This window comes from Candidatus Neomarinimicrobiota bacterium (assembly GCA_041154365.1).
Lineage (GTDB): Bacteria > Fidelibacterota > Fidelibacteria > Fidelibacterales > Fidelibacteraceae > Fidelibacter > Fidelibacter multiformis.
This window is the reverse complement of the sequence record AP035449.1, coordinates 876,619-890,445: the sequence shown is the minus strand read 5'-3', so window position 1 is coordinate 890,445 and position 13,827 is coordinate 876,619. Positions and strand designations below refer to the sequence as shown.

The following is a 13,827-nucleotide window of genomic DNA, read 5'->3' as shown; positions in this document are numbered from 1 at the left end:
AGAATATATCAGGAACCTTTGCTGAAAAAATAAAAAAAGCATTAAACAATGCAGTAGGTATTGTGGCAATATTCGCTTTATTCAGCCTAATGTTTGAAAGAACGTCATATGCCAGACCTCACAGTGATATATTTTCAATAATAAATACTTGCATTCTTGCACTCTTTATCACAGATGTTCTAATAAAATTTTCCCTTTCTCAGAATAAAGTGGATCACCTGAAACAGAATTGGTACGATGCAATTGTCTTTATCCCTTTACTACAATTTATTCCCTCTCTGATGAATGATTCTTTTTACATCATTCTAAAACAGATTGTCATTATTGTGATGATATTTTCCCGTTTCCGAAAAGCAAAAAATTTAATCACAAACATGGGTTTGCATCCTGCCAGACTCATGATTTTAACTTTTTTTCTGGCTATTTGTGCTGGAGCGGTTGTATTAACCTTACCCTTGGTCACGACAAAAGGTGTTGAAACATCTCTGGTTGATGCCATGTTCACGTCAACTTCAGCTATATGTGTCACCGGACTGATCGTGGTGGATACAGCAACATGGTTTAATATTGGTGGACAAACAGCCATTGCCATATTAATTCAGATGGGCGGATTGGGTATCATGACTTTTTCAGTCTTTCTGGCCCTTGTAGGCGGTAAACAACTCAGCATCAAAGATCGTACTTTGGTACAGAATATGCTGGATTATGACACCTTGTCAGATGCTTTCAAGGTTATTTTATTCATTATCAAGATGACCTTCATCATAGAATTGATCGGAGCGATCGGATTGATGTTCAGTTGGCGGGATTTTTATCCCACATGGGGACAAACTATATACCATTCTTTGTTTCATTCCGTTTCCGCATTTTGCAACGCAGGTTTCTCAACCAATACGGACAGTCTGATGCCACATCAGTACGATCTTGCCACAAATGGGATTATTGCAGGATTGATCATCATCGGAGGCCTGGGTTTTCTGGCAATCCGTAATATCACCACCGCTTTTCAAAACCGCTTGTCTGGAAACAAACGACGCGTTTCATCCCTAAAAGTTCAAACGCGCATTGTGCTCCGGGTTTCATTCCTTTTAATTCTGATTGGGACAATAGGCATTTTCTTTTTTGAGAAAAACACTTTGAATACTGAATCGTCAGGACAAGCATTACTACTTTCTTTTTTTCAATCTGTAAGCACCCGGACAGCCGGTTTCAACACAACATTGATATCTGCCCTTTCGTCACCTACGCTCCTTCTTATGATCTTTCTCATGTTTATCGGCGCATCTCCCGGATCCACGGGCGGCGGTTTAAAAACAACGACCTTTGCCGTTTTATGGCTGACGATGATCCGTGGGGTGACATCCAAAAACAATGTGGAAGTCATGAAACGAACCATTTCCACGGATACTATTCAAAAAGCATTGACCGTCCTCCTATTCTACATGGTCTTTATCGGAGTCCTGCTTTTGGCACTGGTTTATGTTGAACCGTTTCCCTTCATGGATATTTTGTTCGAAACTATCAGCGCTGTAGCCACGGTGGGACTGTCCACCGGAATTACCGGGGATTTATCCAATACCGGAAAAATTCTGATCATGATCCTGATGTTCATTGGACGACTGGGACCTCTGACCGTCGGCTATGCCCTGGTTTTCAGCAACAAACCACAAAACTACACCTATGCCGAAGAACGAATTATGATCGGATAAGTGATTAAAACAGGAGTCATATTATGCGAAGTATAGCAGTCATCGGTTTGGGGACCTTTGGAAGAACCCTGGCTCTGGAATTGACGGAACGGGGCGCTCAGGTGATTGCCATAGATAATAATAAAGAACAAATTGAAGCGGTGAAAGATTTAGTTACATACGCAGTGACATTGAATTCCATGGATCGTTCCGCACTGGAAGGTGTGGCCATCAAAGATGTGGATTTGGCTGTTGTCTGTATCGGTGATGATGTTGAAGCGAATCTCCTCACCACTCTCCTGCTGAAAAAAATGGGGATTAAAAAAATCTGGGCCCGGGCTATCAATGACCTTCAGCGGGAAATTCTCCGAACCATGGATATTGATGAGATTGTCAGTATCGAAGAACAAATGGGAAAGACAATTGCCAGAGGATTAATATCCTCAAGCATATCCAAATATATTCCTCTATCAGAAGGTCACAGTATTGCAGAAATAAAAATCCCGGAAAAGTATGTGGGGAAAACACTCCTCCAACTAAATCCAAGAAAAAACAACAACGTAAATATTGTAGGTATCAAACGGTATTTCCCTGACATTACGGAAGAAGGAGAAAGGACTTTCCGTGAAGAATTCAATGATGTTCCCTCACCGACAGAAAAATTACAGGAAGGTGATATTCTTCTGGTTGCCGGATCCGACAGCAATATTGAAAAGTTCGCAAAGGATTAGCCATGAAGAAAAAAAAGGAAAGAGATAAAAGTTTCAAACTACCTCTGAAGATTTTCTGGTTCCTTCCAGGTCTGATAGGATTTGGAGGATTGATTACAGTTATTTTACTTGTAGATACGCTTCCTTTACTCATTCTTGCCCTTGCGATCACCCTTCTTTATATAGCCTTATGGATTTACTTAACCCTTCGTGTTTTCCGCTTTAATAAACGACTGACTAATTATTTCCGGCGTCTTTTATCCGGAGATTTTTCAACAGGAATACATGATATTTCCTGGATAGACGATGAAATTACCCTCATAACCCATCTGGCAACCCGGGTAGCTGAGCATCTGGACACCTATGATGCCTTGCGGGCAGACCGGACAGCCCTGAGCCTCCGGGCCCTGGAAGTCTTGTTCAGACGTGCCAGCCGCAAAATTATCATGGCTGATTTTGATAAATCCGTCTTCAAATTTACAAAACCCCTTCAACATGCTTTTGGCGTTGAACAGGATACCTTCAGTTTTAATGTCATTGAAAAACAATCCAATAATGAACGGTTTTATCGCCAATTTATGCTGGCTGCTATTCAGGAAGGCCAGGAAAAAGATTTTACAGCCACACTGGAGCTGCCAATCCGGGAATCCTCCCTGGAATTGAAATTCAAGTTTGTACCCATTAAAGACCGGTCCGAAAAGGTACGTATCGCCTTTTTATATGTGGATAAACTGGAGGATGATCCGGACGATTAATAACCAAATAATATTTTTTTATTTTTCAGGATGGAATGGCCTGATCCAGAAGCGTAAAGCCGTATCCCCGATTTTTCAATACCTGTATCAAGGAATCCAGCTTATAATAAAAGGGATCCGGCCGTTCAGGATGAACGCCTATATGGAGGAGCAGGATGAATCCGTTCAGCCCCTTTTCTTCTTCATAGCGCAAAATCCGTGAAAAGATTGTATCCGACGAAAGATAGCGGCTTCCCATACCAGGAATTGTATAATCGGCATTGGAATAAGTGCCGGGACTGAAATTGACAAGTACCAGTCCTAAATCTTTTGTCCACCGGGCAATCTCTTCATTATACCACTCATACGGCGGCAGATAGTAGGGTGCCTTATCTTTTTGAATACCAAAGCGTGACATTTCTTTGTAGTTATTCAGCACATCCTTTTTAAATGCTTCCCGGCTGACCAGGGTGGAATCACGATTTTCCCAGCTGGCATATAACAGGTGCCTGTCTGAATGGGCTCCCAGGTAATGACCATCTGCTACCAACCCCTCAATAACAGGGCGAAAATCCGGATTTCTATAAAAATTACCCGTCAGAAAAAAAGAAGCTTTGATACCATGTTTGTCCAGCACCTCACGAATAATCGGGCCACCCTCGGCATACTCATCCCCTGTAAACACCAGGTGAATTTGCTTCTGACAAGTATCAGTCCGTGTGATGGCACCATAACTGTATATCAGAGTCTTTTCAGGTGTTGACACATGACACCCTGTATAAATGACGAATAAAGAAATCCAGATAGTCCAATTTCTCACTATATACACTCCCGTAAATCTTCTTTATTTGCCTGTCTTTATATCTCTTGCATGAACCCAGGTCATCACAAAGCCCAAAATGACTGCCAGTCGAAATGCGGTCCCCCATTCAGCCATGGCCGTACCATGGGCAATCCAACTGTAAAAAAAGGTCACAATGGCACTGACCACAAAGGTGACCGTAAATACACCGGCAAAAAACGTGAGAATTTTTTTTGTATTCATAAAACCTCCGTTATCATTGAGATTCTTTGGGGAAAATAATCCGGAAAACCGTCCCCTTTTCATTGAAAATTTCAAGTTTCCCCTGAATCTGATCACTTAAAAGACGGACGATACGCAAGCCCAAACTGCCGGGTTCTGAGATATCGATGTCGCGGTTCAATCCAATGCCATCATCCCCAATAACCAGCTCCAGTTTTGTCTTGTCAAGGGCATGAAACAGAATGTGTATCTTACCTTTATTACGGTTAGGGAAAGCATGTTTTAAAATATTGGTCACCAGTTCATTAATGATCAGTCCACAGGGGATTGCCTTATTAATATCCAGATAAATTGCATCCACCTGGATATCCGCCTGGATTTGTTTTTTCAGGGTAGATGCCTCGAGATAGTGCCGGATAATGGTTTCGATATAATCTTTCATGTCTATCCGGGAAAAATCATCGGATTTGTAGAGTTTTGCGTGAACAAGGCTCATGGAAAAAATCCGGTTCCGGATTTCATCGAATGCCTTCAACGCATCATCTTTTGTCCGGATAGTCCGCCGTTGCATATTCAACAGGCTGATAATGACATTCAGATTATTCTTGACCCGGTGGTGAATTTCTTTCAGAAGGATCTCTTTTTCTTTCAGATTGTTTTTTAGACGAATATCTGCCGTTTTGTGTTCCGTAACATCTACACTGACACCCTTGATGGTAATCACTTCACCGTTTTCCAGTACTGGAATCAGTTTATTATGGATATAGCGGAGATTTCCAAGAAAATCCACGACCTTCAATTCCACTTCCACAGGGGATTTCTTCTTTTTAATACTTTCAACCGTCGATAAAATCAGGTGTTTATCCTCCGGATGGACAGCAGATACAAAGTCCTTATATTTTTCCGGTTCAGATTTCCGGGCTAAGCCAAACACCAGTGGGGTGTTTTCCGACCAGGTGGCTTCATCCCTTTTTAAATCATATTCCCAGCTTCCCATGTGGGCAATTTCCTGGGCAATATGGAGCGAGGCTTTACTCTCCCTTAAGCGTTTCTCCACCACTACACGCCGTTCTTCATTTCCCAGTAAAAGTCCCATCATCAGTGTTGCTGCCGGAAAAACCGCCATCACCGGTTTCCAGATGTGGGAAATGGTATCCAAAGCGACATCCCAGGGTAAAAGTAGTTGACTTGCCAGCATCAGGAGATGAGCCACAATTCCCACACCCAATAAGGTCCAGGGACCCATTTTGAGAGGCTCATTATGCCATAATCTGCGAAATATCAGTCCCGTACCGGCACTGCTGATGATTGTAGCAATTCCTGCTACAGCTCCTATGCCACCTACCAGAGCCCTGTATATTGCAGCGATGAACACAGACACCAGGGAAGCATATCCTCCACCGAACAAACCGGCCAGAACAAGTACAATGGACCGGCCGTCATAGAATATGCCCGACCGGAAATGAACCGTCAGATTCATCCCGGCTACTGATATGATACCAAATAACAATCCGGTTAACAGTTTATTTCCAATGGACCCGTCCCGGCGATAATGAACAACCACACCGTAAAGCGAGGATAACGCAATCAATAAAGCGGCATTGTAGATCAGCTGTACAATCATGGAGAAACGCTTTCCTGTTGAACAATTTGAGCAAATTTACACATAAGGTGCTGATGATTCCCAATAATTTATATAATCATAGTAAATTAGAATTTTATATTTTCCACCTGTTCCCGGTTCATAAGCAAATCACGTTCGGGAAGGGCAACCGTTTCCAGGTGCCAAGAGCTAAATCCCTGATTATCATGGGCATCCTGAATAAAATTGAAGGTTTTCAACAGGTGGATTTTTCGCTGTTCAGCTTTATGGACATGCCCGGAGCGGATAGCAGGGTTATCTCTCAGGAGATCAAGAACACAGGCAAAGAGATCCTCCTCAAGATCCTGTGTCTGATACAGGGGATGCCAGATCATGCTGTCCGGGAATTCTTCACTGAGCACAACAATTCCTATCTTTCTGGCCTCTCCGCCCCCGGTAAATAAAACCGTTTTTACATCCAATGTGATGGGTAATGAGCTGTAATAATCCACCAGATCTTTTCTGTTTTTCAATGAGATGAGTTCTTTTAAGTGGGGAAAGGTTTTAAAGGATTCGGAAAAATCCAGGGGTGCCGAGTCTATATCCAACAGTTTAAAGGGGATCAATTGCAGAGATTTCCAACGGATTTTTGGCACCCTGGTAAATTTGTGAATCAGGTGATCACACTCCACTTTGTATGAAGCCACCACACCTCCGGGAAAAATATCCCGTTCCGGGACCTGGCGGACTGAGATCTGTCTGAAATTCATGGATCCCAGGAATTTTCCCAGCATCGGATCCGGTCGTAAAATGGAACAACGGATTGTATGGATTCGAAAATTCCGGGATAATATACGGACAAAAGGAACAATACAATGCCTGGCCAGGTCCAGACGATACAATTCTTTCCGGTACACGATCACATCCAGATACAGGTGTTCTCCCGGTGTATAGGATTTCCACCCTATTTCACCATAGATCCTGTCCTGAATAGTTATCAGCCACCGGGAAACAGGAGTTCCGCACCATTTTTCAGTCACGGCTTTTTCAATGTGTTCTCTTTGGATGTGCTGCCATGCCGGGTGGACTTTCCGCATGTTCCAGATTATAGATATATGCTTTTCATGTACAGGAATCAGGGTGATAGATTTGGGAAAAGAAAAGATCGAATTCATGGTGAATAGGGCTTTTTCAGATATTTTTCTGCTTCCAGTACAGCCCGGGTTGTTTCTTTGGAATCCACGACCCGCTGATAATACCGTCGGGCTTTTTTTCGGTCTCCCTGAAGATCAGCCATCTGCCCGGTTTTCAAAAGGGACCTGTTTTTCTGCCACTGATACTCAAAACAGTAATGTTTTATAACCTCCTTAAACAGGGATTCGGCTCTTTCAAAATTCCCTTTCTCCATGGTATATACCGCCTGAATATATTTTTTTCTCAGGTTCCATACCCTTTTCCCCTCGGAATCCAGCCAGGAAGTATATGTATCAAAATCCCCCAGGATTTTATCTGCCAGATCAAAGCGATCACTGAGAATGAGTGCTTCCACATAAAGAGAGCGGTTTTCCAGATTTCCGGGGTACTCTTTTATCAGCTCTTCTCCTATCCTGAGAGCCTTTGGATAATCACGCAATTCATAAACATAGATCAACAGCAACAAGTGACCTGCTTCCGCTTTTGAACGTTCACCCCGGTTCCAGGTCTGCCAAAAATAATCGAGTCCTCGCCGGATGGCTTCATCTGCGTCAATGACTGCGCCTACCACCGAATAATGTTGCGCCATAATGCCACTGTAAAATTCATAAGTCCCCATGGCCAGCAGAGCATCCGTTAAGGTTGTATCCATGTCATATGCTGTTTTCACTTTCTCAATTCCCCGCAATCCATGGTAATAGCCCTGTAAATACTTATTTTCAGCCATAAACACTTGGGATTTAAGCCCCAGTAACGCCCCATAGTACATGAGAATTTGGGCATATTCAGGACTACTTTTATCCAAAGCCGCATCAAAAAGATCTTTTGATTCTTCAATACCTGCTATAAGGAATTCATTGGCTTCTGTATAATGTCCGTTTATTTTTAGTTTCATATACTCGGAATTCAAAAGATAAAAGGCTCTGACCGGTTCAGGAATATCTGCTTTTCTGAAGAGTGCCTGACCTTCAGGGAACTGATAATTTTGAATCTTATGTACTCCCTGTACCAGAAGGCTGTCGGCCAGGACACGACTGGGTAAGGCAACAAAGATGATCAGTATAGTCAGTGAGAGGATTTTCCGGCTCATTTATAACGCCGGTTTGGGTTAGGGACATTAACATCACTGGGAACGATCCAGGCGCCGGGATAGCCGTTTTGGCGGGCTTTCCGTTCAACATCCATGGCATCCAGATCACTAAGGAAATCCCCAACTCTCACTTTGTAATAAGGGGATTCAAAGATGATGTAGACCGGCTGGTTGAAAAATTCCATAGCCCTGTCCGCCACATTTTCTGCCTGGTCCACATCCTGTGTAGAGACGATCTGAACACGATATCCCCTTCGGACCATAATGGAATCCACAATATTCAGCCCTGTTGTATCCCGGATATAATCCATGATGGTTGAATCAGAAGCTTGTACTGTCTGATAAGAAAAAACCTGATCATCTTTCAGCTTTTCAGGATCTATCCATTCATCCTGTTCAACCTGGGCAGTGACCATTTTGAATAAAACAAGAAAGATAACCATCATGCGTGCCATCAGATATCTCCAATCTGGTTTTGCTTAATCCAACCCACCTTGTCATCATAATATGAGACCTCCACCCATTCGGTTCCGGCTTTATCCAGAATACGCACTTTTGATCCTTCATGGAGCATAAACAGGGTATTGGCGGCATCCCGGGGCGCACTTTTCACTTCAACCTGTTTCTTCAATAGAATACCAAAACGGTGTGTTTTATCATAATGGCGTGTATGCAAGGATAGAGATAAAGTGATTATAAACAGGATTGATAGTATGATAATCAGAGGATTTGAAAGTCGTTTAAGCCATTTTTTTTTAAAGAGTTTCCTCGGGAGAATAAAGAGAAACAGGCCGGTCATAAAAAAATACCCCGATAAACGGAAACTGAAGGAAGCTCCCAGCATATCCCTCAGATCCCACCAGAGCTGGATGGGAAGAAAGGCTTCAGGAAGCACCATTTTGTCTGTTATCTGAAGTCTTGCCAGGGCCAGGTTATGATTCACCTGTGGATCCCTCGGCCGGATTCGCTTTGCCTTTTCCCAATACCGGATGGCTTGTCCCGTCTGTCCAAGTCTGTAATAGCAATTTCCCATATTGTAGTAGAGTTCAAAACTTATCCCGCCTGTTTCGGCAATTTCTTCATAAAGATCCAGGGCCAGACTGTACTGCTCGGATGAATAGTAGGAGTTGGCTTTCACAAAAAGACGTTCACGTTCTTCCTCCTGTCCAAACAGGGTCAGGGGGATAAGAATCAGTAATAGCAGGTATTTGATATCAAACCTCATCTCTTCTTCTCCAGGAGACGAATCAAGGCCAGCATCTCCTCTTTCAGTTCCTGTGCCCTGATATCATCTGTTTCAGACGGCAGGTAATTTAAAAATTCCACCTCTTTCCACCAGGTATCAATACGTTGTAAAAGAGTTTCATCGTGGATTTTTTCCCGACAGTAAGCAATCACCTCACTTCGGGTCAGGTTTTGCCGGCCGTGGCCTTCTTTGTCCGCCACATACCGGGCAAAAAGTTTCGGTAGCATCCTGATGACTTCATCCGCAGTTGCAGGCAAATCCCGAGCTGCCGCTTCCAGGGTCCGGTAAGCCGCTTTTTTTCTCACATAGGCTGGATTTCTTTCCAGAAACTTTTTCGTACCGGCAAAAACAGACCAGACAAGAAAAATGATAAAAGAGATTCCATAGCCGATCCAGTCCACCCCGTGTATGGTATGCCGGGATGCTTCAGACATGATCCGTCCTTCCTTAAGCTGAATAAAACGGATATCCTGTGCCAGAAGCTCTACTTCACGCCGACTGAGCCCCTGCTGCTGCTCCCGAATCAGACGGGTATTGGGTGTGACGGTTAAAATCAGATCCGGAACCATTTGTTTCCTGTATTTTCCATCTTTCGGTGAGAAATAAGAAAATTCTACAGGTTCAAAGTAATAGGTCCCCTGATAATTGGGAATGATCACATATTCCCATATTTTACTGCCGGTATATCCTTCATCAGTCAGGCGGACATTTTCCTGTGTTTCCGGCTCGAAAACCATAAACTGATCGGGGAATTCCGGTTTTGGAAAGGTGAAATTCTTAAAATTCCCTTTCCCCTTGACTTCAATTTTTAAGGTAACGGCCTGATTCTCTTCAGTTTCTACCGTATCAAAAGCCGCATCCAGGGTAAAGGATCCCACGGCACCCGTAAAAGATGCTGGCGGATCTGGTGGCAGAGGACGGATATTCAGGACCAGCTCAGGGGATACTACATCCACATTTCTCAATTGGATACCCATGCCAAAAGGATCATCAAAGATGGAGCGACGACCCTGGCGGGGGCTTTCCACTTCCAGACGAATCACCTGGGATGGGATCGTATCTTTTCCGCTGATAGCAGGTGTAAGGACTACCTGCTGCAGAATGGCCGACTGATAGGATACTCCCTGCACTGTTTCGGTCCTCACCACCGGATTCCGGGGAACCGGAAGATAATCCGTGAGATATCCTGTGAACATGGTTTTATCTACATGATAATTCCGGATATTCTCACGAAAATATATTTTATAGGATAAAACAAAAGGCTCACCCACATACGGTGTATGGGTTGAAGGAAGGAGCTCAAAATAGAATGGTTTCAAACGGCTCTGACCGGAGGGGGTGTCAGGAAGACCTTCAGGCTCCCGGACCCGGATAGTCAACGCTTCGGTCTGATAGGACCGCCGCTTATCCTGAAAGGTGTAAGATGGAATTGTGAGCCGGCCTGTCTTCAAGGGTGCCAAAGTATATGTTACAGAGTATACTTTCGTGGACTGGCCGTTGATCCAGGAATACTGGTTTGATTTGGATGGACCGGATATAACGGAAAAATCTTTAAGTCGGGATACATCCGGATCCGGATTACCGGAAAAGTTTTCAAAAGTAAAGGTTAACTGAAACCGTTCTTTCAGGGAAATGTCATTTTCTGAAACGGAGACATTCACCCGGGGTGTGGCGGCAAAAAGAATGCCTGCTCCCATGACACAGATCAGAAATCCTGCCAGAAATCTGACATAGAACGAAATCGGCCTGCTATGTAAAATCTCCCTGTTCACCAGTCTTTCTCTCTTTCAATGGTAGACTTCCGGTACCGGTATCTGAGAATCTCTTTCATGGCTTCTTTTTCTTTTTCCCGCATGGCATCCAGTAAATTTACCATTTGTTGACGGGTGAGTTCCTCTTCTTTTTCTTCCGCCATGGTCTCCTGCTGCCGGGTTTGGGATTCTTCCGGCTCAGATTGTTTTTCACTGCTTTCTTCCTGTCGGCTTTGATCTTCTTTTTCCTGCTTCTGTTGCGAATCCTTCTGTTTATCTTCTTCTGAGGATTGCTGTTTCTGTTGTTGCTCCCTGTTTTCTTTCTTTTCCTGATCCTGACTGTCAGATTGCTGATCCTGTTCCTGCTGCTGTTGCTGAAGCCGGGCCTTGACAAGCTCATACATCACTTTGCTGTTGATATCCCCGGGATTTAAAAGAATGGCCTGCTCAAAAGCTTTTAACGCATCTTCAAGTTGCCCGTTCTGTGTGCTTAAATGTCCACGGTTGTACCAGATTTTTGCCAGAAATTCAGGATCTTCCGTGTGTCGTATAGTCCTGTCAAAATGTGTGGCTGCCAGGTCTGTTCGTCCGGCCTTCAGGGCGGATGTCCCCGCATTGTAGTGCAGAACCTTATCGTCCGGGTTTTCCTCAAGCCGTTTCAGATAATAGGCAAGAGAGGTATCGTACTTTCCTTCATGAAAAGCATTCAACCCCGGATCCGCTCCCCAAAGGACCGTTACCAAGAAAAGAGGTATCACAATGAAATATTTACAACGACATGTCTGCATCATTCTTTTTTCCATTTTCCGGTATGAGTCCGCTCACAAGAAACAAAAGGAAGCCAAGGCTTAAGAAAATTTGAAAAAGTTGTTTAAAATGACCGTATTCATGAGTTTGAAAGGCTTTCTTTTCGAGTTTGGATATCTCGTTATAAATCTGGAGCAGTGGATTTTCCACATCCGTCAGCCGTAAATAATCCCCGTCAGTGGCATGTGCCATTTGCCAAAGGGCATCTTCATTCAGTTGTGTGACAATCACCTTTCCTGATTTATCCCGTTTATAATCTGCCAGTTGATTGTTTTTATATACCGGGATGGGAGCTCCTTCAAGGGTCCCCACCCCAAGGGTATAAATAATGACCCCTTTGCTCTCCGCCAGATTCACGGCTTCCTCAATTTGCTTTTCATGATCCTCTCCGTCACTGATGAGGATCAGGACTTTATGTTTTTCATCTTTTTCGGGAAAAGCACCGGCAGCAACAGTCACTGCATCCGCAATGGCTGAACCCTGGACAGGCAACAGGCTGACATCCATCACGTCCAGAAGCATACGGGCGGCACGGTGATCCAGCGTCAGCGGGCATTGAAGGTGAGCCACACCGGCAAATCCTACCAATCCCACACGATCTCCTTTCAACACGGAAAACAATTTGACAATTTCCAGTTTCGCCCGTTCAAGCCGGGAGGGTTTTACATCTGCAGCACTCATGCTCTGACTTAAATCCAGGGCAATCAGGATATCCACACCTTCCCGTTGAACTTCCCGGATCTCTGTCCCCACTCCCGGTCCGGACAACGCCAGAATGCACAAAACCAATCCTGTATATTCTAAAAAATGAATAAGTTTCCGGCGTGCCGGTTTGTCATGGATAATCCGCGGATAGGTTTTTAAGTGGAAGAAGCCTTTCTTATGCCGATTCCAGTGAGACGTTTCTACAGATCGAAGCACCATAAGAAGGGGAATCAGTAAAAGCAGCCACAAAGCCTGGGGGTGCATAAGTTCAATCATGGCCGAACCCTCCACAGGACACGCCCCAATATCCACCCAAGAACAAAAAGAATCAGCGCCGGTATCAAAAAACGATTATACAGCTCTTCCCAGTCGGTGAATTGAGATACTTTGATCTCTGTCTTCTCCATTTCAGAAATATCCTGCCAGATTTGATTTAATTTATCTTCCGTATCGGCCCGGAAAAAAGTCCCCCCGGTTTTTTCGGCGATTTCGGTTAAAAGTTCCTCATTGACTTCAATTTGAACCGGTATCATCCGCCGTCCGAAGAGGGGATCATCCACCGGCATCCTAACCTGTCCACGCATTCCCATGGCAATGGTATAGATTTTAATATCAAATTCCCGGGCAAAATCTGCTGCCGTCAGAGGATCGATATCTCCGGCATTGTTATCCCCGTCGCTGAGCAGAATGATCACTTTACTTTTGGCATCCGAATCCCTCAAGCGGTTTACACCATTGGCAATGGCCAGTCCGATTGCCGTCCCATCCAGATTTTCCGGGATAATCTGCACATCTGCAATCATCCCGTTTAAAACATCATAATCCACCGTGAGGGGACATTGAAGAAAGGCTTCCGCGGCAAAAACAACCAATCCGATACGGTCAGTAGTCCGTCCCCGGACAAAATCCATGGCAACCTGTTTCGCTGCTTCAAGTCTGTTGGGCTGAAAATCCACTGCCCGCATGGAACCGGATATATCCAGGGTGATCATGATATCGATACCGGGCTGGGTCAATTCACGGGTAACATTTCCCCTTTGGGGCCGTGCCAGTGCAGCAATGATCAGAATAAAGGCCACATATTTTAAAACCAGGGGAATCAGGAGTTTAACAGGATACCTGGGTGAAAATTTCCGAAGTGAAGACAGAGTTCCGATACGAAGGGTGAATCGCCTGGAAACATGACGGCGGAATTCCGTGATAATCAGAGGTATCAGAAGCAGCAGAGAAAAGAAAATTTCCGGATTCTGAAATCTGAACATTTTTTCCTTGAATCGTTATTATCCACCATACAAA

At 44.2% G+C, this 13,827-nt stretch carries 14 protein-coding genes; 3 read left to right on the top strand and 11 right to left on the bottom strand.

Annotated features, from left to right (window positions below):
• Positions 1-281 precede the first annotated feature (281 nt).
• The 3 genes from strainIA91_RS03895 to strainIA91_RS03885 are packed head-to-tail and all read left to right on the top strand — an operon-like array spanning position 282 to position 3,153.
• Complete coding sequence (locus strainIA91_RS03895; protein WP_400167814.1) at positions 282-1,709, top strand: TrkH family potassium uptake protein; 1,428 nt, start codon at positions 282-284, stop codon at positions 1,707-1,709.
• Positions 1,710-1,732: 23 nt separating this feature from the next.
• Positions 1,733-2,419, top strand: coding sequence for a potassium channel family protein (locus tag strainIA91_RS03890; RefSeq protein WP_400167813.1), 687 nt, complete (start codon positions 1,733-1,735; stop codon positions 2,417-2,419).
• A gap of 2 nt (positions 2,420-2,421) precedes the next feature.
• On the top strand, positions 2,422-3,153 hold the full coding sequence (locus tag strainIA91_RS03885) for a hypothetical protein (RefSeq protein WP_400167812.1): 732 nt from the start codon (positions 2,422-2,424) through the stop codon (positions 3,151-3,153).
• A gap of 25 nt (positions 3,154-3,178) precedes the next feature.
• Here strainIA91_RS03885 and strainIA91_RS03880 read toward each other — a convergent pair whose 3' ends face one another.
• From strainIA91_RS03880 to strainIA91_RS03830, 11 genes are all read right to left on the bottom strand, one after another.
• Positions 3,179-3,952 (bottom strand): polysaccharide deacetylase family protein, encoded by a 774-nt coding sequence (locus strainIA91_RS03880; RefSeq protein WP_400167811.1) that lies wholly within the window; start codon positions 3,950-3,952, stop codon positions 3,179-3,181.
• 24 nt (positions 3,953-3,976) lie between these two features.
• Positions 3,977-4,177: a hypothetical protein gene (locus tag strainIA91_RS03875; protein ID WP_400167810.1), complete on the bottom strand. Its 201-nt coding sequence runs from the start codon at positions 4,175-4,177 to the stop codon at positions 3,977-3,979.
• A gap of 13 nt (positions 4,178-4,190) precedes the next feature.
• A complete protein-coding gene (locus strainIA91_RS03870) occupies positions 4,191-5,780 on the bottom strand; it encodes a sensor histidine kinase (protein WP_400167809.1) in 1,590 nt (529 codons plus the stop codon).
• An 86-nt stretch (positions 5,781-5,866) separates the two neighbouring features.
• On the bottom strand, positions 5,867-6,913 hold the full coding sequence (locus strainIA91_RS03865) for a hypothetical protein (protein ID WP_400167808.1): 1,047 nt from the start codon (positions 6,911-6,913) through the stop codon (positions 5,867-5,869).
• A complete protein-coding gene (locus tag strainIA91_RS03860) occupies positions 6,910-8,022 on the bottom strand; it encodes a tol-pal system YbgF family protein (RefSeq protein WP_400167807.1) in 1,113 nt (370 codons plus the stop codon). The genes strainIA91_RS03865 and strainIA91_RS03860 overlap by 4 nt, the downstream gene beginning before the upstream one ends.
• The gene (locus strainIA91_RS03855; RefSeq protein ID WP_400167806.1) at positions 8,019-8,477 is read right to left on the bottom strand and encodes an SPOR domain-containing protein; all 459 of its coding nucleotides are present in this window, start codon (positions 8,475-8,477) and stop codon (positions 8,019-8,021) included. The genes strainIA91_RS03860 and strainIA91_RS03855 overlap by 4 nt, the downstream gene beginning before the upstream one ends.
• On the bottom strand, positions 8,477-9,247 hold the full coding sequence (locus tag strainIA91_RS03850; protein WP_400167805.1) for a tetratricopeptide repeat protein: 771 nt from the start codon (positions 9,245-9,247) through the stop codon (positions 8,477-8,479). Before strainIA91_RS03850 ends, strainIA91_RS03855 begins: the two co-directional genes overlap by 1 nt.
• Positions 9,244-11,040, bottom strand: coding sequence for a BatD family protein (locus strainIA91_RS03845; RefSeq protein WP_400167804.1), 1,797 nt, complete (start codon positions 11,038-11,040; stop codon positions 9,244-9,246). The genes strainIA91_RS03850 and strainIA91_RS03845 overlap by 4 nt, the downstream gene beginning before the upstream one ends.
• Entirely contained in the window at positions 11,037-11,810 is a 774-nt protein-coding gene (locus strainIA91_RS03840; RefSeq protein ID WP_400167803.1) for a tetratricopeptide repeat protein, read from the bottom strand. The genes strainIA91_RS03845 and strainIA91_RS03840 overlap by 4 nt, the downstream gene beginning before the upstream one ends.
• Positions 11,788-12,807 carry a VWA domain-containing protein gene (locus tag strainIA91_RS03835; protein WP_400167802.1) on the bottom strand — a complete coding sequence of 340 codons (1,020 nt, stop codon included), beginning with the start codon at positions 12,805-12,807 and terminating at the stop codon, positions 11,788-11,790. The genes strainIA91_RS03840 and strainIA91_RS03835 overlap by 23 nt, the downstream gene beginning before the upstream one ends.
• Entirely contained in the window at positions 12,804-13,793 is a 990-nt protein-coding gene (locus tag strainIA91_RS03830; RefSeq protein ID WP_400167801.1) for a vWA domain-containing protein, read from the bottom strand. Before strainIA91_RS03830 ends, strainIA91_RS03835 begins: the two co-directional genes overlap by 4 nt.
• Between the last annotated feature and the right edge of the window lie 34 nt (positions 13,794-13,827).

Coding starts and splice junctions, on each gene's coding strand:
- strainIA91_RS03895 (WP_400167814.1), top strand. CDS start 282: ATGAATGATTCTTTTTACATCATTCTAAAACAGATTGTCATTATTGTG.
- strainIA91_RS03890 (WP_400167813.1), top strand. CDS start 1,733: ATGCGAAGTATAGCAGTCATCGGTTTGGGGACCTTTGGAAGAACCCTG.
- strainIA91_RS03885 (WP_400167812.1), top strand. CDS start 2,422: ATGAAGAAAAAAAAGGAAAGAGATAAAAGTTTCAAACTACCTCTGAAG.
- strainIA91_RS03875 (WP_400167810.1), bottom strand. CDS start 4,177: ATGAATACAAAAAAAATTCTCACGTTTTTTGCCGGTGTATTTACGGTC.
- strainIA91_RS03870 (WP_400167809.1), bottom strand. CDS start 5,780: ATGATTGTACAGCTGATCTACAATGCCGCTTTATTGATTGCGTTATCC.
- strainIA91_RS03865 (WP_400167808.1), bottom strand. CDS start 6,913: ATGAATTCGATCTTTTCTTTTCCCAAATCTATCACCCTGATTCCTGTA.
- strainIA91_RS03860 (WP_400167807.1), bottom strand. CDS start 8,022: ATGAGCCGGAAAATCCTCTCACTGACTATACTGATCATCTTTGTTGCC.
- strainIA91_RS03855 (WP_400167806.1), bottom strand. CDS start 8,477: ATGGCACGCATGATGGTTATCTTTCTTGTTTTATTCAAAATGGTCACT.
- strainIA91_RS03850 (WP_400167805.1), bottom strand. CDS start 9,247: ATGAGGTTTGATATCAAATACCTGCTATTACTGATTCTTATCCCCCTG.
- strainIA91_RS03840 (WP_400167803.1), bottom strand. CDS start 11,810: ATGATGCAGACATGTCGTTGTAAATATTTCATTGTGATACCTCTTTTC.
- strainIA91_RS03835 (WP_400167802.1), bottom strand. CDS start 12,807: ATGATTGAACTTATGCACCCCCAGGCTTTGTGGCTGCTTTTACTGATT.
- strainIA91_RS03830 (WP_400167801.1), bottom strand. CDS start 13,793: ATGTTCAGATTTCAGAATCCGGAAATTTTCTTTTCTCTGCTGCTTCTG.